Origin of the sequence: Streptomyces sp. NRRL S-495 (assembly GCF_000966955.1) — a bacterium.
GTDB classification, from domain to species: domain Bacteria; phylum Actinomycetota; class Actinomycetes; order Streptomycetales; family Streptomycetaceae; genus Kitasatospora; species Kitasatospora purpeofusca.
On the sequence record NZ_JZWY01000188.1, the window covers coordinates 14,475 to 36,031 of the forward strand.

General features: G+C 72.7%; 20 protein-coding genes. 13 read left to right on the top strand and 7 right to left on the bottom strand.

Annotation, left to right across the window (positions count from 1 at the left end; genetic code table 11):
• Positions 1-75 precede the first annotated feature (75 nt).
• The 4 genes from VR45_RS12025 to VR45_RS12040 all read left to right on the top strand — a co-directional run bounded on the left by VR45_RS12025 (position 76) and on the right by VR45_RS12040 (position 2,528).
• Positions 76-1,224: a helix-turn-helix domain-containing protein gene (locus tag VR45_RS12025; protein WP_078896441.1), complete on the top strand. Its 1,149-nt coding sequence runs from the start codon at positions 76-78 to the stop codon at positions 1,222-1,224.
• A gap of 228 nt (positions 1,225-1,452) precedes the next feature.
• Positions 1,453-1,866, top strand: coding sequence for a hypothetical protein (locus tag VR45_RS12030; protein ID WP_159394189.1), 414 nt, complete (start codon positions 1,453-1,455; stop codon positions 1,864-1,866).
• Positions 1,867-1,996: 130 nt separating this feature from the next.
• Positions 1,997-2,272 (top strand): hypothetical protein, encoded by a 276-nt coding sequence (locus tag VR45_RS12035; RefSeq protein ID WP_045939691.1) that lies wholly within the window; start codon positions 1,997-1,999, stop codon positions 2,270-2,272.
• Complete coding sequence (locus VR45_RS12040; RefSeq protein ID WP_045939692.1) at positions 2,265-2,528, top strand: hypothetical protein; 264 nt, start codon at positions 2,265-2,267, stop codon at positions 2,526-2,528. Before VR45_RS12035 ends, VR45_RS12040 begins: the two co-directional genes overlap by 8 nt.
• Before the next feature lie 12 nt (positions 2,529-2,540).
• Here the strand turns inward: VR45_RS12040 and VR45_RS12045 are convergent, their stop codons facing one another.
• Both VR45_RS12045 and VR45_RS12050 read right to left on the bottom strand, forming a co-directional pair.
• Entirely contained in the window at positions 2,541-4,184 is a 1,644-nt protein-coding gene (locus VR45_RS12045; protein WP_045939693.1) for a 4Fe-4S binding protein, read from the bottom strand.
• 75 nt (positions 4,185-4,259) lie between these two features.
• Entirely contained in the window at positions 4,260-5,198 is a 939-nt protein-coding gene (locus VR45_RS12050) for a diiron oxygenase (RefSeq protein WP_045939694.1), read from the bottom strand.
• A 262-nt stretch (positions 5,199-5,460) separates the two neighbouring features.
• Here VR45_RS12050 and VR45_RS12055 point away from each other — a divergent pair, with 262 nt between their 5' ends.
• Both VR45_RS12055 and VR45_RS12060 read left to right on the top strand, forming a co-directional pair.
• On the top strand, positions 5,461-8,046 hold the full coding sequence (locus VR45_RS12055; RefSeq protein WP_045939695.1) for a SpoIIE family protein phosphatase: 2,586 nt from the start codon (positions 5,461-5,463) through the stop codon (positions 8,044-8,046).
• Between the two features lie 160 nt (positions 8,047-8,206).
• The gene (locus VR45_RS12060; RefSeq protein ID WP_045939696.1) at positions 8,207-8,443 is read left to right on the top strand and encodes a chaplin; all 237 of its coding nucleotides are present in this window, start codon (positions 8,207-8,209) and stop codon (positions 8,441-8,443) included.
• A 107-nt stretch (positions 8,444-8,550) separates the two neighbouring features.
• Here the strand turns inward: VR45_RS12060 and VR45_RS12065 are convergent, their stop codons facing one another.
• On the bottom strand, positions 8,551-9,900 hold the full coding sequence (locus VR45_RS12065) for a glycoside hydrolase family 18 protein (protein ID WP_045939714.1): 1,350 nt from the start codon (positions 9,898-9,900) through the stop codon (positions 8,551-8,553).
• 321 nt (positions 9,901-10,221) lie between these two features.
• Between VR45_RS12065 and VR45_RS12070 the strand changes: the two genes are divergently transcribed.
• From VR45_RS12070 to VR45_RS12085, 4 genes are all read left to right on the top strand, one after another.
• The gene (locus VR45_RS12070) at positions 10,222-10,695 is read left to right on the top strand and encodes a carboxymuconolactone decarboxylase family protein (RefSeq protein ID WP_045939697.1); all 474 of its coding nucleotides are present in this window, start codon (positions 10,222-10,224) and stop codon (positions 10,693-10,695) included.
• A 56-nt stretch (positions 10,696-10,751) separates the two neighbouring features.
• Positions 10,752-11,672 carry an RNA polymerase sigma-70 factor gene (locus tag VR45_RS12075; RefSeq protein WP_199925933.1) on the top strand — a complete coding sequence of 307 codons (921 nt, stop codon included), beginning with the start codon at positions 10,752-10,754 and terminating at the stop codon, positions 11,670-11,672.
• A 270-nt stretch (positions 11,673-11,942) separates the two neighbouring features.
• Positions 11,943-12,350, top strand: a complete 408-nt coding sequence (locus VR45_RS12080) for a hypothetical protein (RefSeq protein WP_045939699.1) — start codon at positions 11,943-11,945, stop codon at positions 12,348-12,350.
• 135 nt (positions 12,351-12,485) lie between these two features.
• On the top strand, positions 12,486-13,046 hold the full coding sequence (locus VR45_RS12085; protein ID WP_045939700.1) for a hypothetical protein: 561 nt from the start codon (positions 12,486-12,488) through the stop codon (positions 13,044-13,046).
• Between the two features lie 676 nt (positions 13,047-13,722).
• Here VR45_RS12085 and VR45_RS12090 read toward each other — a convergent pair.
• Both VR45_RS12090 and VR45_RS12095 read right to left on the bottom strand, forming a co-directional pair.
• The gene (locus VR45_RS12090; protein ID WP_045939701.1) at positions 13,723-14,247 is read right to left on the bottom strand and encodes a hypothetical protein; all 525 of its coding nucleotides are present in this window, start codon (positions 14,245-14,247) and stop codon (positions 13,723-13,725) included.
• A 37-nt stretch (positions 14,248-14,284) separates the two neighbouring features.
• Positions 14,285-15,667: a hypothetical protein gene (locus VR45_RS12095; RefSeq protein WP_045939702.1), complete on the bottom strand. Its 1,383-nt coding sequence runs from the start codon at positions 15,665-15,667 to the stop codon at positions 14,285-14,287.
• Between the two features lie 193 nt (positions 15,668-15,860).
• Here VR45_RS12095 and VR45_RS12100 point away from each other — a divergent pair, with 193 nt between their 5' ends.
• From VR45_RS12100 to VR45_RS12115, 3 genes are read left to right on the top strand one after another with little or no spacing between them, the layout of a single operon-like run.
• Positions 15,861-16,886, top strand: coding sequence for a dTDP-glucose 4,6-dehydratase (locus tag VR45_RS12100; protein WP_045939703.1), 1,026 nt, complete (start codon positions 15,861-15,863; stop codon positions 16,884-16,886).
• The gene (locus VR45_RS43970; protein WP_199925934.1) at positions 16,876-18,105 is read left to right on the top strand and encodes an ATP-grasp domain-containing protein; all 1,230 of its coding nucleotides are present in this window, start codon (positions 16,876-16,878) and stop codon (positions 18,103-18,105) included. Before VR45_RS12100 ends, VR45_RS43970 begins: the two co-directional genes overlap by 11 nt.
• On the top strand, positions 18,102-19,235 hold the full coding sequence (locus VR45_RS12115) for a DegT/DnrJ/EryC1/StrS family aminotransferase (protein ID WP_045939704.1): 1,134 nt from the start codon (positions 18,102-18,104) through the stop codon (positions 19,233-19,235). Before VR45_RS43970 ends, VR45_RS12115 begins: the two co-directional genes overlap by 4 nt.
• Positions 19,236-19,306: 71 nt before the next feature.
• On the opposite strand, the gene VR45_RS12120 is transcribed toward VR45_RS12115, so the two are convergent.
• Both VR45_RS12120 and VR45_RS12125 read right to left on the bottom strand, forming a co-directional pair.
• Positions 19,307-20,440 carry a UDP-N-acetylglucosamine--N-acetylmuramyl-(pentapeptide) pyrophosphoryl-undecaprenol N-acetylglucosamine transferase gene (locus VR45_RS12120; RefSeq protein ID WP_078896443.1) on the bottom strand — a complete coding sequence of 378 codons (1,134 nt, stop codon included), beginning with the start codon at positions 20,438-20,440 and terminating at the stop codon, positions 19,307-19,309.
• A 70-nt stretch (positions 20,441-20,510) separates the two neighbouring features.
• Positions 20,511-21,149, bottom strand: a complete 639-nt coding sequence (locus tag VR45_RS12125) for a hypothetical protein (RefSeq protein ID WP_045939706.1) — start codon at positions 21,147-21,149, stop codon at positions 20,511-20,513.
• Between the last annotated feature and the right edge of the window lie 408 nt (positions 21,150-21,557).

The window sequence follows — 21,557 nt, forward strand, 5'->3', positions numbered from 1 at the left end:
GAGAGGCCGATCGGCCGACCGGTCGGCCCGCCGGACGGCCGCACCACACCCACGGGCCGGGGCGGACACGACACCATGACGGCGGCCAACGGAACCGGCACCCCCGGCACCCCCGACATCCCCGGCAAGCTCGCCGGCCACTGCCTGGCCCTGTTCACCGAGGTCTCCCGCACCGGCCGCCTGCTCCGCCGCGCCGAACTGGAACGGCTGCGCGACCTCGGCGAGCGCGCCGCCGAAGCCGGCCACGGACTGCGCGACCTCGTCGGCGTCTGCCTCGGCGCCACCCGCGCGTCCTGGCAGACCTTCCCCGGCCGGCAGACCTTCCCCGGCCTCACCGCCGTCACCACCGCCGAACTCCGGCGCACCGGCGACGCCGTGCTCGCCGCCACCCAGGCCGCGCTGGGCGCCGTCGCCGAGGGCCACGAACGCGCCCAGCGGATGGCCGTCCGCCAGGAGGAGGCCAACCGGCGGGAACTCGTCAACGACCTGCTGCACGGCCGCACCGACCTCGGCCGGCTCGCCGAACGCGCCGAACGCTTCGGCCTGCGGCTCGCCGCCGGCTACACCGTCGCCGTGGCCGTCGGCGCCGAGCCCTACCTGGAGGGCGCGCCCACGCCGCACCGGGTCCTGCGCGAACTGACCGGCCGCTACGACGACCGCACCCTGCTGCTGGCCGTCCGCGACGGGCGGCTGGTCTGCATCGCCTCCGACGGCGAACAGGCCGTCCTCACCGCCTTCACCGACCTCGCCCTGCGCCCCGGCCCCGGCTACCCGCCGGCCCTGCGGGTGGCCACCGGCCGCCGCTACGGCGGCACCGGCGGCATCGTCCGCAGCTACGAGGAGGCGCTCGCCACGCTGGAGTACGCGGAGCGGCTCGGCCTGCCCGCGGCCCGGCTGCGGGCCGAGGAACTGCTGGTCTTCCCGGTGCTGATGCGGGACCGGGAAGCCATGGCCGACCTGGTGCGGACCGTGCTCGGTCCGCTCACCGCCGCGCGCGGCGGCGCCCGTCCGCTGCTGGAGACCATCACCGTCCAGGCCGAGGCCGGGTACGTGAACGCGGAGACCGCCCGGCGGCTCGGACTGAGCGTGCGCGCCCTCGGCTACCGGCTGGAACGCATCCGCGACCTCACCGGCTACGACCCGGCGGAGGCCCTGCACCGGTACACCCTGGAGACCGCCGTGATGGGCGCACGGCTGCTCGACTGGCCGGACCAGCCGCTGTGACTCCTTCCGTTCGGACGTTTCGCACGGCCCCGCGTTGCTTGCGTTTTCCGGATATTTTCAGGGTGTCAAAGCAGCGTCAAGATTGCCGGATCCTGGCAGTGTGCGGACGCCTGCACGCCTGACAGGATCACTGCGGCGCACGGGGGATCCGGCGCTGTAGGAAGAGTCTGGGGGGCGGGGCGGTTGCGGGGGAACTTCAGAGCCGCGCCTGGCTTCCCGACTCTGGTGGTGACCGCTGAGTACTGGATGCTGGCCCTGCTCAGCGGCCTTGGCGCCGACGTCGTGTCCGGGGGACACGACGTCGGCCACGCCACCAGGACCCGGAACGGGGGGTGCGGCGCCGATCCCCATGTCGACGCCGTGCCCGGGGTTCTTCCCGACGAGCTCCCCGGCGACCTGCTCGCTTCCGAACCCTTCCCCCTGGTCGGCCGCTCCTGCTTCGTCCTCCCGGGCGACGCCACCGCCACCGGCGGCTGGGCGGAAGTCACCACGGACGACGGCTCGCCGCTCCTCATCACGGTCCGCACCCCACCCGGCGACCCCACCGTCCCGGCCGGCCGCACCGCCCTCCTCCACGCCCACGACCCGGCCACCGACAGCTACCTGATCACGCCGCTGGACCTGAGCAGCCTCTTCAGCTGACGGGTAGTTCGGCCGATGATCGGACTTGTTCGGCACGGACGCGGCGGGTCTCGGGTGGGCGGTAGGTTCGGAGCGCGGCGTCCCGACGGCTGCCGCTTCCCGCCCGCCCCCGGCCACAGCGAGGCAGCAGATGAGCGCCCAACCCGTCCAGCCCCGGCTGCCGTCCGCGGGTCCGCGGACGATCCGCGAGTTCCGCGGCACCCTGACCGGTTCCGACCTCGCACGCTTCAACACCGAGGTCGAGGACGTCCCCCTGCACGAGCTCCGGGACTACCTCAAGAGCTGGCAGCACCTGCTGCACCTGCGCACCGTCCCCGAGATCGAGCACGCCCTGCGTACCGCCTTCGACCGGCCGGGAACGCCGCTCGCCGATGTCCTCCCGGAGTGGGCCGAGTCCGATGTCTGACCTGCTGCCGGTGTTTCTCGACGACGCCGTCCGGCCCGCTGTGGCCGGTCTCACCGGCGACCAGCGGCGCCGGTTCCTGGACGCCCTTCGCAGCATCCGACGCGACCCGGAGCTGGGGCTGCCGTACACCACCGGGGACGACGTCTCCGGTCGCATCGTCGTCGTCCCGGGGGACGAGGCGACCCCCGGAATGACGCTGGGCTACCGGGTCGGCGAGGACGAACTCCGGATCGTGCTGCTGCTCGTCGGCCCCTGAGCAGCGCCCCCGTCAGCGGCGGGCCGCTGCCAGGAGGGCGGGGACGGTGGGGAGTTTGACGCGGGGGCGGCCGGTGGCTTCGCCGTGGGCGCGTTCGGCGCGGTCGATGGCGCGGAGCTGGCGCAGGCCGAGGGCGTCGGGGCGGCGGGTGCGGACCAGGCGGTCGAAGGTCCTGCGGTCGCCGGCCGGGTGGGGCAGGGTACCCGCGACGGCGTCGTCCAGGAGGGCGTGCACGGTTTCCTCGGCGCAGGCGCGATTGGCGCCGATGCCGCCGGAGGGGCCGCGCTTGGCCCAGCCGACGAGGTAGGTGCCGGGCAGCGGTCGGCCGGTCGCCGGGTCGAGGACGCGGCCGCCCCGGTGCGGGACGCTCGCGGTGGCCTCGTCGAAGGGCAGGCCGGGGAGCGGGACGCCGCGGTGGCCGATGGAGCGGACCACCAGGGCGGTGCGCAGGGGTTCGTCGTCGCCGGTCAGCCGGACGGCCTCGACCCGTTCGCCGCCCAGGAGTTCGACGGGCGCGGCGTGGAAGCGGAGCACGATCCGGCGGCCCGGGCGGGGCGGGGCGGCGCCGTCGAGGCGTTCCAGCGGGAGGCCGGCCAGCAGGGCCGCGGCGGAGCCCTCGGGTGCGGCGGCGAGGGCCGCGCGGACCTCGGGCCGGTCGTCCACGACGACCTCGACGCCCGGGAGCCGGGTGAGGGCGAGGAACTCGGGGGTGGTCCAGGCGGCGTGCTCGGGCCCGCGCCGGGCGGTCAGGACGACCTCGCGGAGCGGGCTGCGGCGCAGGGCGGCGAGGGCGTGGTCGGCGATGTCGGTGGCGGCGAGCCGGTCGGGGTCGGTGAGCAGGATCCGGGCGATGTCGATCGCGACATTGCCGTTGCCGATCACCACGGCCCGTTCGGCGCCGGGGCCGGTGCCGGCGCCGAGGGCGACCGCGTCGCCCGGCACGGTGGGTTCGGCGTTGTACCAGCGGACGAAGGTGGTGGCGGGCAGGCTGCCGGGGAGGTCCTCGCCGGGCACGTCGAGCCGGCGGTCGGCGGCGGCCCCGACCGCGTACACCACCGCGTGGTGGTGGGCGGCGAGTTCGGCGTGGTCGAGGTCGGTGCCGACCTCGACGTTGAGGTGGACCCGCAGCCGGGGGTCGTGGAAGACGGAGGCGAAGCTCTCGGCGATCCGTTTGGTCGACTGGTGGTCGGGGGCGACCCCGTGCCGCAGCAGTCCGCCGGCCACGGGCAGCCGGTCGAGCATGGTGACCTCGGCGCCGGTGGTGCGCAGCAGGGCCTGCGCGGTGTAGCTCGCGGACGGTCCGGTGCCGACGACGGCGACCCGCAGCGGGCCGGTCCCGAGGTCGAGGCCGGTGGGCAGGCTGCGCGGGAAGACGGGCGCGCCCCAGGCGTGGTCGGTGGGGTGGTCGCGGTACCAGTCGCGGTTGAGGTCGCCGTAGACGGCGTCGGGGCCCGTCAGCCGGTCGACCGGGAAGATCGCGTCGACCGGGCAGGCGTCGGCGCAGGCGCCGCAGTCGATGCAGGCGGCCGGGTCGATGTAGAGCAGGTCGGTGCGGCCGAAGTCGGGCTCGTCGGGGGTGGGGTGGATGCAGTTGACCGGGCAGACGGACACGCAGGAGGCGTCGTTGCAGCAGGTCCGGGTGATCGCGTAGGCCATGGCGGGGGCGGGGTTCCTCGCTGGGTGGGGTTCGGCGTGCGGGGTACGGGGCGCGGGGTACAGGGCGCGCGGCGCTCAGAGCATGTGGATGCGGCGGTAGAGCTTGGTGGACGGGCCGGTGAGCAGGCCGTTCTCGGCGAGGAAGGCCATCAGGTGGCGGCTGCTGGTGCGCATCATGGCGCGGCGGTGCTCGCTGGCGCGGACCTCGGCGAGGGCCCGGGCGACGTCCAGGCCGGCGGCCTTGTACACGGACGGGTGAACCATGCTGGTGACGATGACGTAGGCGCCGGCGGCGATGCCGAAGGCGGCGTTGCGGCGGCGGAGGGTGCCGGCCCCGCGCAGCCGTTCGCGGATCTCCTGGCGGGCGAACTTCATGTGCCGGGACTCCTCGACCACATGGATCCGGGACGTCCCGCGGACGATGTCGAGGACGTTCTCGCCGCGCATCCAGTCGCGCTGCATGACGTCCAGCACCTCTTCGGCGACCAGGATGCCGCCGTAGGCGAGTTCGCCGCGGGCGAGGGCCTTGTAGGCGCGCCCGGCCTGGGCGACCAGCTGGTTCGGCCTGTACTGGGGGACGCCCATCTTCTCGCAGGCCCGGGCGAACATGATCGAGTGGCGGCACTCGTCGGCGATCTCGGTGAGTGCGAAGCGGAACTCGGCGCTGGCCGGGTCCTTGAGGTACTGGTCGCGCAGCACCATCTGCTGAAGGATCATCTCGAACCAGATGCCGGTGGTCATGATCGAGCCGACCTCGTGGCGGGTGAGCACGACCCGCTGCTCCTCGGTCATCTCGGACCAGAGCGCGGTGCCGTAGAGGGTGCTCCACTCCGGGTTGAGCCCGTAGTGCCCGGGCTCCAGCGGGGCGTCCCAGTCGATCTCGGTGGCCGGGTCGTAGGAGAGGGTCGCGGCGGAGTCGAGCAGCCGCTTGGACACGTCGTCGTCGGCGGCGGTGTGGGTCCGTCCGTGGCCGCCTGGGGTGAGGGTGGGGGTGCGTTCCGCCGAGTGAGCCATGGCTGCCTCCGTCAGGTGCGTGGCCTGCGCGGGGACTCGCCACCGCGGCGTGCGTCCGCGCTTATTGACGGAGATTACAATAAGAGCGGACGCCCGAGAACCCCCCGTGCGCCGCCTCCTGTGCGCCACCTCCTGTGCGACGGGGGCCGCCACCGGGGACCGGCGGGAACTGGCGGAACTGGCGGGAACTGGCGGGCTCGGCGGGCCGGAGGATGATGGAGAGATCGCGGCAGTGACCCCGCGCCGGAGAGGAGCGGACCGGATGAGCACGGCGGACGCCCTGCACCGCGGCCGATCCCCCTTCGTCGACAACGCCGTCGGAGCCCTGCTCGACGCCGACGGCCGCATCGTCCGCTGGACCCCCGAGGCGGCCCGGCTCCTGGGCCTCGACGCCGGGCAGGTCCACGGCCGGCCGGCGCGCGAACTGCTCGCCGACCCCGCGGGGTGGCCGGCGATGTCCGAGCTCACCGAGCGGCAGCGGGCCGAGGGCTGGTCCGGCGAGGCGGTGCTCCGCTCCGACCGGGGCGAACCGCTCGCGGTCGCCTTCCAGGTCCTGCCCCTGGACGCCCCGGCAGCCCCCGAGACCCCCGAGGCCCCGGACGACCCCGGCGCGGCCCGCTACCTGGTGCTCGCCGCCCCCGCCCCGCAGATCGCCCGCTGGCGCCAGGACCAGGCGTTCACCAGCGAGCTGTTCCTCCAGGACCGGGTCGGCCTGGCCGTCTTCGACGAGCGGCTGCGCCTCGTCCGCACCAACACCCATCTGCTCCCCTACAGCGGCCTCCCGCCGGACCTGCGCGGCCGCCGCCTCGGCGACTTCCTCCAGCCGCAGGACGCGGCCGCCGTCGAACGCGGGCTGCGCGACGTGCTGCGCACCGGCCGGCCGGTGATCGGCGCGGAGGAGATCGTCCGCACCATCGAGGACCCGTCCGGCGGCGCGGTGATGGCCATCTCGGCGTTCCGGCTGCAGGCCCCGGACGGGCAGGTGATCGGGGTCACCGCGCTGTTCACCGACGTCACCGAACTGCACCGCTCGGGCGAACGGCTCGCCCTGCTGCACCGGGCCACGGCCGCCGTCGGCGGCTCGCTGTCGGTCGGCGGGACGGCGGAGGAGCTGGCCGCCGTCCTCGCGCCGCCCGCCGCCACCCCGACCGGCCCGGGCATCGCGCCCGCGCCCGTCCTGGGTCTCGCCGACCTCGCGGTGGTGGACGTCGCCGAGGCCGTGTTCACCGGCGCGGAGCCCGCTCCCGGGCGGGACGGCCGGGTACTGCTGCGCCGCGCCGCCGTCGCGGTGTCGGCCCCGCCCGGCGAGCCGGCGCAGGGGCCCGGCGGCCCGGTCGCCCCGCCACCGCCCCCGCCGGTCGGGGCCGCCGTCCACGCGCACCCCGACGAGCAGAGCGTGCACACCGACTTCCCCGCCTCGATGGCCGTCCCGCTCCGGGCCGGCGGCAGGCTGCTCGGCCGGGTGGCCGTCCACCGCGCCCCCAACCGGCCGCCGTACCTGCCGGCCGATCTGGAGCTGCTGCGCGAGATCGCCGACCGGGCGGCGCTCGCCCTGGACAACGCCCGCCGCTACGCCCGCGAGCACCGGGCCGCCGTCGGCCTCCAGCGCAGCCTGCTGCCGCCCTCGCAGGCCGAGACCACGGCCGCCTCCACCGCCAGCGTCTACCTGCCCACGGACACGGCGAGCGGGATCGGCGGCGACTGGTTCGACGTGATCCCGCTGTCCTCCGCCCGGGTGGCACTGGTCGCGGGCGACGTGGTCGGGCACGGCCTCGCCGCCAGCGCCACCATGGGGCGGCTGCGGACGGCGGTGCGGACGCTGGCCGACCTCGACCTGGAGCCGGACGAACTGCTCGTCCACCTGGACGACCTGGTGGCCCAGCTGATGGTGGAGGCGGAGCGCCCGGACGAGGACGAGGACCAAAACGAGGACGACGGGGACGGGGAGGCGGACGGCCCCGGCGCCGCCTCCCGGCCCCCGGTGGGCCACGGCCTGTGGCTGGACGGGACCGGGGACGGCACGGACGAGCAGCAGACCGTGCCGTTCGGCGCCACCTGCGTCTACGCGGTGTACGACCCGGTGTCGCGGCGCTGCGCGATGGCCTCCGCCGGGCATCCGCCGCCCGCCGTCGCGGCGCCGGACGGCCGGGTGACCTATGTGCCGCTCCGGCCCGGACCCCCGCTCGGCGTGACCGGCCTGCCGTTCGAGGTGACCGAGGTCGAGCTGGAGCCCGGCAGCCTGCTCGCGCTCTACACCGACGGACTGCTGCTGGGGTACGCGGACGACCTGGAGGAGGGCATGCACGCGCTGTCGCACCGGCTGGCCGCCGCGGCCTCCCCGCCGGAGGGTGCCGTCACCCCGGCCGGGGCCTCACTGCGGCAGCTCGGCCGGGACCTGGTCGCCGACCTGCCGGCCCACCGCCTCACCGACGACGTCACCCTGCTGCTGGCCCGCACCCGCGCGGTACCGGCGGCGGACACCGCCGGCTGGACCCTGGAGGCGGACCCGTCGGCGGTCGCCGGGATCCGCGAGGCCGCCACCGCGCAGCTGCGGCAATGGGGGCTGGAGGAGCTGGAGTTCACCACCGAGCTGGTGCTCAGCGAGCTGGTCACCAATGCCATCCGGTACGCGGGCGGCCCGGTCGGCGTCCGGCTGATCCGGGCCGAGCGCCTCACCTGCGAGGTGTCCGACCCCAGCGCCACCCAGCCCCGGATGCGCCGCGCCCGCCTCACCGACGAGGGCGGCCGGGGCCTCTACCTGGTCGCCCAGCTCACCACCCGCTGGGGAAGCCGCTACACCCGCCGGGGCAAGACCATCTGGGCCGAGCAGGAGCTCCCGCCGGGCTGACGCCGGGACCCGCCCGGCGCGGGCGACCGGCACCGGGACCCGCCCAGCGCCACCGGCCGGCGCCGGGACACGCCCGCGTTCCGACCAATCCGGGGGGATCGCGGCTCTCCACCGGTGTGATTGGTGCTCTGATCTGCTGACTCATCCACCAAGGAGAGACATGCGTACTCGCACCGCCCTCGCCGCCGGCGTCCTGGCCGTGGCCGCCATGCTGGCCGGCGCCGGCACCGCTTCCGCCAGCTCCGTCGCCGAGGGTCTGGCCTTCGGTTCCCCGGGCGTGCTTTCCGGCAACCAGATCCAGATCCCGGTCCACATCCCGATCAACATCTGCGGCAACTCGATCGGCGTCATCAGCGCGCTGAGCCCGGCGTTCGGCAACACCTGCGTCAACGCCTGATCCACCGGCCGCACGCAGCACGACGCGGGCCCGTCCCTCCGGGGGACGGGCCCGCGTCCGTGTGCGTCGGGAGACGGGCCCGCGTCCGTGTGCGTCGGGGGCCGCGACTACCGGCGGCTCAGGCCCTTGTCGATCGCGGTGATCAGCTCGCCGTTCGGGGTGTCCCCGTCCAGCGACCAGATCATGGCCCCGCCGAGGCCCTCGCGGCGCACGTACTCGGCCTTGGTGCGCAGCACGGTGGCGTCGTCGTACGTCCAGAGCGTGGTGCCGTCGAACAGCCAGGCGTGGCCGTTGCGCTGACCCCGGTACAGCTTGTAGGTGCCGGAGTCGGCGAGCTTCTTCAGCGCCTTGTAGTCCTCGGTCCCGGCCGTCCAGGTCGCCGGGGCGGGCCCGGCGGCCGGCTGGCCGAGGCCGTTGCCGCCGCCCGTGACGCCCGTCCAGCCCTGGCCGTAGAAGGGCAGGCCGGTGACCAGCTTGCGGGCCGGGGCGCCGCGCCGCAGCCAGGCGTCGACGGTCCCGTCCAGGCTGAAGTCGTTGCGCGAGTACAGCGCCGACTGCTGGGCGGTGGTCTTCTCGCCGGAGACGTGGAAGTCGTAGCCCTGGAGGTTGACGAAGTCGAAGTCCCGGATGATCTTCGAGACCTCGAAGCCCGCGTCGATCTTGGCGGGCGCGGTGGGCACGTAGGCGCTCAGCTCGAAGTGCTTGCGGCCCTTCAGCGTCCGGGCGTAGGCGTCCACCTGGGTACGGAACTCGTGGACCAGCTTGGTGAAGTTCTGCTTGTCCTCCGGGCGGATCCCGTTGCCGGGGGCGCCCTCGGAGCCCGGCCACTCCCAGTCGAGGTCGATGCCGTCGAAGATCCCGGCCGCCGCGCCCGCGCCGCCCCGGGCGCCGTCCTTGGGCAGGTTGCCCTTGAGGTAGAGGTCGATGCAGGAGGAGACCAGCGCCTTGCGGCCCGCCTCGGTGCGGACGGCGTCCGAGAAGTACGCCGAACCGCTCCAACCGCCCAGCGAGATCATGACCTTGAGGTCGGGGTGCTTGGCCTTGAGCTCGCGCAGCTGGTTGAAGTTGCCCGCCAGGGCCTGCCCGTCGGTGTCGGCGGTGCCGTTCACCGCCTCCTCCGCGCCGACCGGGCGGACGTAGTCGGCCCACCCGTCGGAGCCCGGGCCGCCGATCTGGCAGGTGCCGGCCGAACCGACGTTGCCGAAGGCGTAGTTGATGTGGCTCAGCTTGCCGGCGGTGCCGCTGGTCTCCAGGTCCTTGACGTGGAAGTTGCGGGCGTAGATGCCCCACTGGATGAAGTACCCGACCCGCTTGTAGGCGGCCCCGCCGTGGCGCGCGGAATCGGCCGCCCCGTCGAGGTCGGCGGCCGCGGCCGCCGGGGCGAGCGGGGCCAGCAGCGCCAGGACGGCGACGGTGGCGGCGCCGAAGGTCGAACGGGTGGAGAGTCGGTGACGCATGGTCGAGATCACCCCTAGTGCGGTGAGCCGCACGATCGTGGGAACGGTGGACGGCGCAGGGAGTCCGCAAGGGTGTGCCCGTACCGGGCGGCGACGACTCTCCACGCCAAGGTCTATACCTGTCAACGGACTTCGCAAAGGTTTTGCAAAACGGGCGGGAGCGGGCGGGCACGGGCGGGCGCCGAGCGAGTGGCAAGCGAGTACCGAGCGAGTACCGAGCGAGTGGCGCGCGTCACAACCGGGGCGTGTCACAGGGCGACAGGCTGTCCCGTCTCCAGGGGTGAAGCACCGACCACCACGAAGGACACGAGGGAGCACCCCATGGACACGCGGCTGAACTTTTTCGCCACCCGGACCGGCGCCCAGGTCATCAAGGGCCTGATGGCGCTCGGCAAGGACCTCAAGGGCATGCCGCTGCCCGTCGCCACCCAGGAGCTGGTCTCACTGCGGGTCAGCCAGATCAACGGCTGCGCCGTCTGCCTCGACATGCACACCAAGGAGGCCGCGGCGGCCGGTGAGAGCGCCCTGCGGGTGAACCTGGTCGCGGCCTGGCGGGAGGCCACCGTCTTCACCGAGGCCGAGCGGGCGGCCCTCGCCCTCGCCGAGGAGGGCACCCGGGTCGCGGACGGGGCGGGCGGCGTCAGCGACGAGGTGTGGGCGAAGGCCGCCGAGCACTACGACGACGAGCAGTTGGCGGCGCTGGTCACCCTGATCTCGTTCATGAACATGGCCAACCGGGCGAACATCATCACCCGCCAGCCGGCCGGCGACTACGTGGCCGGCCAGTTCCACTGACCATCGGCACCGGGATGATCAGTCGGCAGCAGTCCGTTCGGAGAAGAGGAAACGTCGTGGACAAGGTCGAGGAGTTCGAGGAGCTGCGGCCGCTGCTGTTCTCCATCGCCTATCGGATCCTCGGCAGCGTGGGCGAGGCCGAGGACGCCGTCCAGGAGGCGTGGCTGCGCTTCGACGCCTCGTCGACCAGGCCGCACAGCACGAAGGCGTTCCTGTCCACCACGGTCACCCGGATCTCGATCGACGTGCTGCGGCTGGCCCGGGTCCGGCGCGAGGCGTACGTGGGCCCGTGGTTCCCCGAGCCACTGCTCACCGACCCGTACGAGGACCCGGCCCGGGCGGCCGAACTGGCCGACTCGGTGTCGATGGCGGCGCTCCTGCTGCTGGAGCGGCTCAGCCCCCTGGAGCGGGCGGTGTTCGTACTGCGGGAGGTGTTCGGTTTCGGCTTCGACGAGGTCGCCTCGGCGGTGGGCCGCTCCGAGGCGGCCTGCCGTCAGCTGGTGGTGCGGGCCCGGCAGCACATGCGGGACGGCCGACCGCGCTTCGAGGCGGAGCGCAAGGAGCGGGACGAACTCGCGGCGCGCTTCTTCGAGGCCCTGCGCGAGGGCGACATGGCCGGGCTGCAGGAACTGCTCGCGGCCGACGTGTCGATGGTCGGCGACGGCGGCGGCAAGACCCCGCAGCTCGCCCGGGCCGTCGCCGGCGCCGCGAACGTCGCGAGGCTGCTGGCCGCGATCGTCCCGCTGATGGCCCGGATCGACGTGACCTTCGAGGTCCACCAGGTCAACGGCCGGCCCGGCGCCGTCTTCCGCGACCGCGAGGGGCGGGTGCTGACCGTCCTGGTCCTCGACGTCCTGGACGGCCGGATCCAGGGCGTCCGCTCGGTGACCAACCCCGACAAGCTCACCCACCTCGGCCCGGTCGCCGACGCCTGGGCCGTCCACGAGCAGCTCAAGCAGGCTCGCCGCGCCCACTGAGGCGGCGCCGGAGCAACAGACCGGACGCAACTCCGCCTTGGGGAACGGGAATTACAGTAGCCGCCACCGCCCGCCGCTGTCGGTGACCAGCCTGGCCCAGCGGGCCGAGACTTCGGATTCGCGCCATCGAGGGACCGAATCCGGTACTCCTGCCGGGAGTTCGGGCCGATCAGGGGTGGAAGCGCGGGCCCGTGGAAGCATGTGCCATGTGCAGCGTGACATGACACAGGAGGGCTGCGGCTCCTCCTGTCCCCGAAGGAGAGAACTCTGATGAAGCGTTTCGTCGCGGTCCTCGCGGCCGGTGCCGCGCTGTCCGGGCTCGGCATCGCGGGGGCCGGCCAGGCCGCCGCCCGGCCCACCGGCACGACCACCTGCGGCTACGGCATCGGGGCCCAGGTCTGCCTGACGATCGAGGACCGCCTCGCGTCCGCCACCGGCTCGGCGTCGTCGACCGGAGGGCCCGCGCAGGTCGCCTCGTTCGTACTGGAACTCCGCACCACCGGCGGCTCGATCCTGGAGCGCGAGGACCTCGGCGCCGTCGTGCCGCCCGGCGGAATCACGGTCGGCCCGGTGGCGAGCACCGTCCCGTGCGGCACCGGCATCACCGCCACCTTCACCACCACCAGGACGGGCCGACCGCCGGCCACCGCCACGGTCACGGTGCCCGCCGTCTGCTGAACGCGCCCGCCGCGGGCACCCTCCGGCGGAAGCATCCACATCGGCGCGGACGACACGAGCACGGCCGGTCGGATCCTCGGATCCGACCGGCCGTTCTCCGCAATCGGCGGGGCCCCATCCTTCAGAGGAGCGAAAATGGACCCCGATCGGCTCCACATCTCCTATGCCATGCGGCAGTTCGCCGACGAGACGTGGACCGGGCGTGCGGAGCGGTGGACAGCGAAGTTCTACGTTCCCAACGAGAAGATCGGTACTGCCGAGATCACCCGTGTCATCCCGGGCGTCACACCGAACCCCCGTGCCGCCCTGGAGGACGACCCCGGCCTCCTCGACCGCATCCCCCGGGTGGTCTTCGGCGAGGACGGCAGCCTTGCCCCGGCAGTGTCCGCACTGAGTCCTGTGCTGCTGCTCCTGCTGGAGTCCGTCCGTGTCTCGGAACCGTGGCGCGGCAAGGGAGTCGGGATGCGCCTGACCGTCACCGCGCTGCGGCGCCTGGCCGTCCCCGGCACGGTGGCCGTGTGTTATCCGGCACCGATTCACGATCACGGGCCGGACGAACCGTGCTCGTACGCGCCCGACGATCCGGAGGTGCGGCGGCCGGACGAGGAAGCGATGGAGAAGCTTCGGCGCGCGTGGGAGCGGCACGGCTTCCGGTCGATCGGTGAGGGCGTGTACGCCCGGAGGATCGAGCCGTGAGCGGCGGCAGCGGCCGACGGCGGCTTCCTGGGCCTGAACCGCCCCAGGCCGGCCGACCCGAGGCGTAAGCAGAACGGCCGGTCGGATCCGAGGATCCGACCGGCCGTTCTCTGTGTGGCCAACCGACAGAATCCATTGACCTGTAGTGACAGCCGCTCGGCGATGTGGGCGTTCCCGCCACTCCAAAGATCATTTCCCACGTCGATGCTGGGGCATCACCTCCCGTGCCCTCAAGGGCAGGCCGTCCCGAAACAGGACGAGCCGCCAGGGTGGCAACAGGCGTGAGCCGGATGCACCAGCTCGGCTGGCCTTTTCGCAGTCCGGGACGGTTCGTCCTCCTGGACGCATTTGGCTCCGTCCGCACCGCCGGCGCCCGGTCGCCGCGTACGCCCAGGAGTCGGGCGCAAGAGGACCGGCCGGGTCCGGCCCGGGCCGCCGACCCCGGGCCTCCGCGGCCGTCCAGCCGTTCCCGCACTCCAACAGCGCCGGCGTGCCCCGTACACACGCCGCTGCGGAATCCCGCCGCCGACTCGGCACAAGCCGACGCGCAGACCGCCGTTCTCCTGGACCGGCCGCCCGGCCGGCAGCGGGCACGGAACTCCGCACCACCACGCGAGCGGCCCTCACCCGGCTCGAGCGGCCCTCACCCGGCTGCGATCACGCCCCGAGGCGGCTGTCAGAAATACAGCGTTGTGATCTTGATGTCCTCGGTTTCGGTGCTTTCGCTCGTCATTTTCCCGGTGGCGACCAGAAGGGTGAATCGGCCGTAGAGGTCGTACCGTCCCGCGTCGTTCTTGTTGGCCCAGAGCCTGGCCTCGGCATCGAGGGGATTGTCGTGAATGGTCTTCTCGATGCCGGTGAGGAGGCTGCCCGCGAGGGGGATCTCCTTGACCTCCCCGGTCTTGAGCGTCACGGAGAGGGTGAGATCGGCATCCAGATTCGTTCCGTAGACCGTCCCGACCAATTCCCCGAAGTCGCTCACAGCGGTGACGACAGGCGCCTCCTCCCAGGCTTCCTCGTCCTGGGAACCGGGAGGGTCGGAAGGCAGGGACAGCGTCGTGAGCTTGAATTCGGCAACCTCGATCTTTTTGTACACCGATCCCTGGACGTCGAAATTTCCGTGAAGGACGAAGTCGGGGATCAGGCACACGGCTTGGACCATCGCCCGCGACAGCTGGTGGAGTCCGGCCAGCGACACCATCTGGACCGGCTGACCTCAGGTCGGCATGCCTGGCCGCTCAGCTGGCCATGGCCAGCTCCGTGCGTGCCCGCTGCAGCAGGCTCCGAACCGTCGGCTCCTTCGGCCAGCGCCGCAACTCCGTCGTGTAGTCCCGCACGTAGTCCCGCGCCCGCGTCGACTGCACCCGCGCGAGGATGTCGACCGCCCGGTGCCCCATCGCGACGCCTTCCTCAAGGCTGCCGCCCTGCAGGTGCACCGTCCCGAGCACCGTGAGGCGCAGCCCGACCGAGCGGGCGAACGAGCCCTCGGGCATCGCGTCGGCGTGCCGGTTCCACGTGAACGCCGCCTTGGGGTTGCCGAGGTCCCGCCACACCTCGACCGCATCCGATGCGAGCCGGGTGTGGCTCATGTAGCTGATCCACTCCGGATCGTTGCCGGGCCGTGCGCGGCCGAGGAGCGTCTCCGCCTCCGACAGGGCGCGCGACGCCGCCCGCGGGTCCCGTGACCGGCCGTGTGCCCGGGCCTCGACCATCTTCGCGAACGCCAGCACCCGCGGGCTCGCCGACCCCTTCGCGCGCTCGTAGCCGCCCTGGACCATGTCGATGGCCTCGCTCGGGTAGCCGCGCAGCATGGCCTGCAGCGCCATCGTGGACATCACGTGGCTGCCGACCTCGGTGTCGCCGGCCGCGCGGGCGAGCGCGAGGGCCTGGATGAAGTGCCGCTGCGCGGCGTCGTGCTGGCCCATGTCCAGCGCGGCCCAGCCGACGACCCGGGCGAGCTCGGCGGTCACGCAGTACAGCTCGGCGCCGATCTTCTCCGGGTAGGTGCCGACCAGCAACGGGCTCGCGCGGTGCCGGAGGCAGTCCGCGACGCTGCTGGAGCGCCAGCTGCCGCCGCCGTACTTCGAGTCCCAGGAGCGGGCCTCGCTCGCGGCCTGCCACAGCTCCTCCAGGTCCGCGCGGCCGACCTGGAGGCTGCCGCGGTGCCCAGGGAGCGGCGCGGAGGGCTGGACCAGCCAGCGGGTGACCGGGGTGGTGTAGGCAGCGACGGCGAACGCGCCGCCGATGAAGTCGCGTCGGTGCACGGTGCTCCAGAAGTTCGCGGCGTTGCGCACGGCGTCGCCGGGGTCTCTGGGGAAATCCAACCCCACCGCGGCCGGGTCGGCGGGGAGGCCGGCCATGCCTATCTCCCCAAGGGTGACAGGCCGTCCGAGGCGTTCTCCCAGCGCAACGGCGATGAGCTCGGGCGCCGGGGCATCGGGGATCATGCCCTTGTCCACCCAGTTGCCGACACTCGTATGGGTGTATGCGCGCGGCTGACCGCGCTGCGCGGAGAGCTCGTTCACCCGCTGCGCGAGGCCCTTGCGGCTGCGGCCGCTCGCGGCCAGGAGCGCGCCGAGGCGGTGGTTCGGTTCGCGGGTCCTGCGTGATGCCGGCGCCATGAGGGGTCTCCTGCCTGCCGGTGGCCGGGCTTCGAGGGTAGAGCCGCAGGCAGCAACACCGTTACCGCTTCTGTGATTTGTGGGCCCCCTCTGTGTGCCTGCCGGGCACCACCCTTCCAGGAGTGTTCTGGAAGCCGGTCGGACCGCTCCTCGCGACAGGGCAGGGCGGCCGTCCCCCGGAATGGAGGCGCGCATGCGCCAGCTGCTCGTCACCGGCGGCGCCGGTTTCATCGGATCCCACTTCGTCAAGCGGATGCTTGCCGCCGACGATGTCGAGCGGATCACCGTCCTCGACGCCCTCACGTACGCGGGCAACCTGGACAACCTGGGCGCGGCGCTCGACTCGCCGAAGCTCACGTTCGTCCACGGCAACATCCTCGACACCACGCTCGTGACCGGCCTGATGGCCCGACACACCGCGGTCGTTCACTTCGCCGCCGAGTCCCACGTCGACAACAGTTTCGCCGACGCCGGGGCGTTCGCGGCGACGAACGTGCTGGGCACCCAGCGGCTCCTGGAGGCCGCGGCCAAGGCCGAGGTGTCCAAGTTCGTCCACGTGTCCACCGACGAGGTCTACGGGCCGCTCCAGGACGGTGCCGCGACCGAGGACGCGCCGCTGCGCCCGACGGTCCCCTACGCCGCGAGCAAGGCCGCGTCGGACCTGGTCGCCCTGTCGTACGCGGTTACGTTCGGGCTGCCGGTGTGCGTCACCCGCTCCTCGAACAACTACGGGCCCGGCCAGCACCCGGAGAAGGTCATCCCCCGGTTCATCTCCGCCCTGATGCGGGGCGACAAGGTCACCGTTCACGGGCAGGGACAGCACGTGCGGAACTGGCTGCACGTCGAGGACAACTGCGCCGGCGTCGAGCTCGTGCTGCGCGACGGCATGCCCGGCGAGGCCTACAACCTGGGCCTCGGGACTGATCTGACGAACCGAGAGCTAACGGCGCTACTGCTGCGCGCCTGCGACGCGGACTGGAGCCGCGTGGTCTACGTCCCGGATCGGACCGCGAACGACCTGCGGTACTCGATGGACTGCTCCAAGGCCGAGAAGCTCGGCTACCGGCCGTGCCGCTCTCTCGATGACGGTCTCGCCGAGACCGTCGCCTGGTACCAGCACCACCCGGACCGCTGGGCCCCGCAGGCCCGCAACCCGCAACCCCCGGTACTCACCGTCCACATCACGGCCCCGGGCCCGGAGCGTGACCGTGCCCGGTGACCAGTTGCCACAGAACGCGCTGCTCGTGCTCGGCGCGTCGGAGGAGCACATCCCTCTCTACCAGGAGGCGGGACGCCGAGGAATCCCGACCATCGCTGTCGATATGCGGTCGGACGCCCCCGCGTTCCCCTTCGCCGATGCGGCCATGATGGTCTCCACCCGGGACACGGATGCCATCGCCGAAGCACTGGGCGACACTCGGCCCGTCGGGATCGTGGTCGGTGCGAGCGACGCCGCGCTGCTCACCTGGCGTGTCCTGGGCCTGCGCTACGGCATGACCTACGTGTACCCGGAGGCGGCCTTGGCGGGTCTCGACAAGGCCGCCTTTCACAGGGTCGTCGCGTCCTGCGGTGTCGCCGGGTACGGATGGGCCGCGTCAGACGACCCGGGCGAGGTCGCCGCGAAGGCGGCAGAGTTGCGTTTCCCGCTCATGGTCAAGCCGGTGGACGGATCGGGCAGCAAGGGTGTCACCCGCGTCACTCACCCGGACAGCCTCCCCGCCGCCATCGCCCGTGCGCGCGCCTACTCCGCCTCCGGCACCGTCCTCGTCGAGGAGTACGTCCACGGCCGCCAGCTGACCATCGACCTCTTCCTCCGCGACGGCACACCGGTCATGACCTGCATCAAGGACCAGCACCTTGTGGCCGGCAGGAGCGTCGTCCGGCGCATCGGCACGGCGCGACTCTCCCAGCAGGAGCACCGCCACCTTGAGGACATCGCCGTCCGGCTGTGCGCCGCGCTTGGCATCGTCGACGGGCCCGCGAACTTCGACCTCGTCCTTGGCGAGGACGGCCAGGGCCGCATCGTCGAAGCCAACCCGCGCCTGAGCGGGGACAGCATCCCGCGCCTGCACGAGGCCGCCTACGGCGTCAACGTCGTGGGCGCGCTCATCGCACTCGCGCTCGGTGAACCGTTCGACGCCTATCTGAGGCCGACACGCAATGCGCACGCCGGGGTGGAACTGCTCGGCTCCCCCCTCGACGTGGAAGGCGAACTCGCCACCTGGGAGGGGGTCGACGAAGCCCGCAATGTCCCCGGTGTCACAGGCATCGAGCTGTACGCCAAGCCCGGAGACCCTGTGCACCCGCACGACCAGTCCGGCCACAAGATCGGCATGATCACCGCCGCCGGACCGTCGCCCGCAGATGTGTCCGAGGCCCTGGACAAGGCCACCTCACTGCTCCGACCGATCATCCGACCGACCCGGGAGGCATCGTGACCACCCCGCCGCGGCCCGACGCCGCACACAACGCCAGCCCGTACCTGTACGGGACGGAACTGGAGGCCGTGGGGCGCGTCCTGGCTGCCGGCCAGTACGGGCACACCGCCGTCACCGAACAGTTCGAGCAGGAGGTCGCCCGCTTCCTCGGTGCCCCGGACGCCGTCGCCACCGCCTCCGGCACGGCCGCCCTGCACTGCGCCCTGCTGGCCGCCGGCGTCGGCGCGGGCGACGAGGTGATCGTTCCGTCCATGACGTTCTGCGCCACCATCCAGGCCATCCGCGCCGTGGACGCGGTCCCCCGCTTCGTCGAGGTCAACCCCGACACCCTGTGCGTGGAGGCCGCCACGGTCATGGCCGCCGTGACCGACCGCACTCAAGCAGTGCTGCCGGTGCTGTACGGCGGCCGGGCCGTGGATCTGGGCGCGGCCCACGACACCCTCCAAGAGCGCGGCATCGCCGTCATCGAGGACGCGGCGCACGCCTTCGGCTCGCACCTGAACCACCGGCGCGTCGGCGCGACCGGAGCCCTGACGTGCTTCTCGTTCGGCCCCATCAAGAACCTCACCTGCGGTCAGGGTGGCATGATCATCCCGCGCAACCCCGGCGAGGCCGACTTCCTACGCGGCGTGCGGATGCTCGGTGTAGTGCAGTCCCAGGCCGAACGCCAGGCCATCACCAGCTACAGCGTGGAGGGTTTCGGCCTGCGCTACCAGATGTCATCCATCAACGCCGCCATCGGCCTCGCGCAGCTGCGCCGCTTCGCCGAGACGGAGACGACCCGGCGGGAGCTGTGGGTCACCTACCGTGACGCGCTGCGCGACGTCCCGGCGGTGGAGCTGGTGGACGTGGACGTGACCCGCACGGTGCCGCACCTGTGCGTGGTCCGGGTGCCGCACCGCGAGGACGTGTTCCGGCTGATGAAGACCCAGGGCATCGCGGTGGGCGTCCACTACCCGCCCAACCACCTCCAGGCAGCCTTCAAGCCCTGGCACCGGGCGCTGCCGGTCACCGAGAAGGTCAGCAAGGAGATCCTGAGCCTGCCGTTCCACCAGCACCTCACCGAAACCGACATCGACCGCGTGGTGAACTCACTCGACCAGGCCCTCACATCGGCAGGTGGACCGTGATGCGCATGACCCTGACCGTTTGCCTTGGTAACAGCCCTGCACATCGGAGGCCGACGCCCCAGGCCTGCTGATCAGGCGGAGGCGGCGGAAAGCAGCACGTCGACCAGTCGCTCGGCAGCGTCGGGGCGGCCCATCTGCCGAGCCTGGTAGGCGATCTGTCCCCGCAGCCCGGGGTCGGTGAGGAGCGGCTCGATCGCGTCTTGCAGCATGGTGGCGTTGACCTCTCCGGTCAGCGCCACCGCTGCGCGTCGCCGCTGCAGGTGCATCGCGTTCTGGGCCTGTTCGTTGCCGGCCGACGTCGCGAGCGGCACAAGCACGGCGGCCTTGCCCAGCGCGGTGAGCTCGGCGATCGTTCCGGCGCCGCTGCGAGACAGGACGACGTCGGCCAGCGCCAGCACGTCGGGGAGCTCGGGGCCGACGTATCCGGTCAGGTGGTAGCGGGCGGCCAGGTCCGGCCGCAGGGCGTTCACCGTCGCGCTGAGGGCGTCGAGGTTCGCGGGCCCGCACTGATGGATCACGTTCGCCCGCGAGAGGAGCCACGGAAGGGTGTCCCGCACCAGTTCGTTGATCTGCTGCGAGCCCTGGGCGCCGCCGGTCACGTACACGGTCGGCAGTCCGGAGGCGAAGGAGTGCAGGCCGAGCGCGTCGACTGCCTTCCGGGCGTGGCCGGCCAGCACCTCGGGCCGGACGGGGTTGCCCGTCACCACCGTGGTGCCGCGCACCGACTCCGGCAGAAGTTCGAGGGTGGCCTCTGAGGAGACCGCGAACCTGGTGGCCGCGCGCGCGAGCGACCGGTTCGCCAGCCCGAGTCGCACAGTCTGCTCGTGAACGACCAGCGGCCTGCGGCACATCTTCGCCGCCAGACCGACCGGCACCGCCACGTACCCGCCGGTGGCGAGGACGACGTCCGGCCGGAAGCCGGCGACGATCGCGCGGGCCTGGGCCACGCCGAGCGGGACTCGGCTCATGTCGCGCACGTTCGCGGGCGACACGAGCTTGAGGGGATTGGACGAGCGCCGGACCTTGCCCGTGGCGACCGCGCGAAATGGGATGCCCTCGCTGGCGGCGACGCGGTTCTCCAGGCCACCGTCGACGCCGACCCACAGCACCTCCAGCGCGCGGCCCGCCCCGGCGAACCGAGTCTGGAGGGTCCGGACCGCGGTCAGGGCCGGGTACGTGTGACCGCCGGTCCCGCCTCCGGTCACGATCAGCCGGAACGGCTCGCTGCTGTGCTGCGTCACGGGGTGCTTCCTCTGTTCGCGGACGTCGTCCGGTTCACGCTAGCGCCTGCCTGGAGAGCCCATTTGGACCGTCACACCTGAGGGGGAGACGTCCTGGTGCGCTCGCGCGGTTGCCGGTAAGGGCGGGCAGGAGGCGGAAGGTCCCGGAGGCGATGGCGAGGTCCTCGCCGGCGGGCAGCGGGCTGGTACCGAAGTCCCGGGCCAGCGAGTCGGCGCACGCCTCGGTGAGCGTCAGGGGCATGTCGCGGCCCCGCAGTTCGGTCAGGAACAGCGCCATCCCGGCATTGGTGAAGGTCAGGACCCGGGTGTCCGCGCCGTGGCGGCGGGCACTGACGACGCCGGCACTGACGACGCCGGCACCGTCGAGGCCGATCGTGCCGGTGATGTCCTCGAAGTCCGCGGACCTGCCGTCGCCGGTGCGTCGAAGGGAGAAGCCGCCCTGGGCCGCGACGACACCCGTGAGGTCGAGCCGCACATAGCCCTCCCGCAACGGCATCTGCACGCACGCGTGGCCGTCCCTGGTCCGGACGGTGGCCGGGGCCACGGCATCCAGGACGATCCCCTCCCGCTCCAGCGCGTTCGCGGCACGGTCGGTGAGGCAGTAGGCGATCTCACCGTCCCGCAGGGCCAGTGCGCCCGACGCGGGCGCACTCGTCCGAGCGGTGGCCGACACTGCCGGAAGGACCGCTGCCAGGACGGCGAGCGGCAGCAGGCCAAGCGGAACATCTTCACGGCAAGGCATCCCGGAGACGAGAGTCGGGGCGACAGAAGCAGATGACAGGGATCCGCTCAACGCACAACGCCCGCCCACCACACGGGCGGGCGCCCCATTACGGGCATATCGCGGGCCGGAAGCGGCGACCGAACGGAACACCGCTCCCCGAGGCGGGGGCGAACGTCGACCATCACATCGCCAAACCGATGGCGCCACCTGCCGACCGCCCCTCGCGCACAAGGCCACGTCGAGGATCTGGATGGCGTGGAGGCGGTAGGAGTCGCAGGCGAGACTGGAGGGGCATCCCACTGTCCGGCCCGCGTGAGCCGGACCTGCGGAAACTGGAACGGCCGGTCGGATCCGAGG

What these genes read in the sequence shown, in the direction of transcription:
- VR45_RS12025 (WP_078896441.1), top strand. Translation starts at nt 76, where the DNA reads ATGACGGCGGCCAACGGAACCGGCACCCCCGGCACCCCCGACATCCCC.
- VR45_RS12035 (WP_045939691.1), top strand. Translation starts at nt 1,997, where the DNA reads ATGAGCGCCCAACCCGTCCAGCCCCGGCTGCCGTCCGCGGGTCCGCGG.
- VR45_RS12040 (WP_045939692.1), top strand. Translation starts at nt 2,265, where the DNA reads ATGTCTGACCTGCTGCCGGTGTTTCTCGACGACGCCGTCCGGCCCGCT.
- VR45_RS12045 (WP_045939693.1), bottom strand. Translation starts at nt 4,184, where the DNA reads ATGGCCTACGCGATCACCCGGACCTGCTGCAACGACGCCTCCTGCGTG.
- VR45_RS12050 (WP_045939694.1), bottom strand. Translation starts at nt 5,198, where the DNA reads ATGGCTCACTCGGCGGAACGCACCCCCACCCTCACCCCAGGCGGCCAC.
- VR45_RS12055 (WP_045939695.1), top strand. Translation starts at nt 5,461, where the DNA reads ATGAGCACGGCGGACGCCCTGCACCGCGGCCGATCCCCCTTCGTCGAC.
- VR45_RS12060 (WP_045939696.1), top strand. Translation starts at nt 8,207, where the DNA reads ATGCGTACTCGCACCGCCCTCGCCGCCGGCGTCCTGGCCGTGGCCGCC.
- VR45_RS12065 (WP_045939714.1), bottom strand. Translation starts at nt 9,900, where the DNA reads ATGCGTCACCGACTCTCCACCCGTTCGACCTTCGGCGCCGCCACCGTC.
- VR45_RS12070 (WP_045939697.1), top strand. Translation starts at nt 10,222, where the DNA reads ATGGACACGCGGCTGAACTTTTTCGCCACCCGGACCGGCGCCCAGGTC.
- VR45_RS12080 (WP_045939699.1), top strand. Translation starts at nt 11,943, where the DNA reads ATGAAGCGTTTCGTCGCGGTCCTCGCGGCCGGTGCCGCGCTGTCCGGG.
- VR45_RS12085 (WP_045939700.1), top strand. Translation starts at nt 12,486, where the DNA reads ATGGACCCCGATCGGCTCCACATCTCCTATGCCATGCGGCAGTTCGCC.
- VR45_RS12090 (WP_045939701.1), bottom strand. Translation starts at nt 14,247, where the DNA reads ATGGTGTCGCTGGCCGGACTCCACCAGCTGTCGCGGGCGATGGTCCAA.
- VR45_RS12095 (WP_045939702.1), bottom strand. Translation starts at nt 15,667, where the DNA reads ATGGCGCCGGCATCACGCAGGACCCGCGAACCGAACCACCGCCTCGGC.
- VR45_RS12100 (WP_045939703.1), top strand. Translation starts at nt 15,861, where the DNA reads ATGCGCCAGCTGCTCGTCACCGGCGGCGCCGGTTTCATCGGATCCCAC.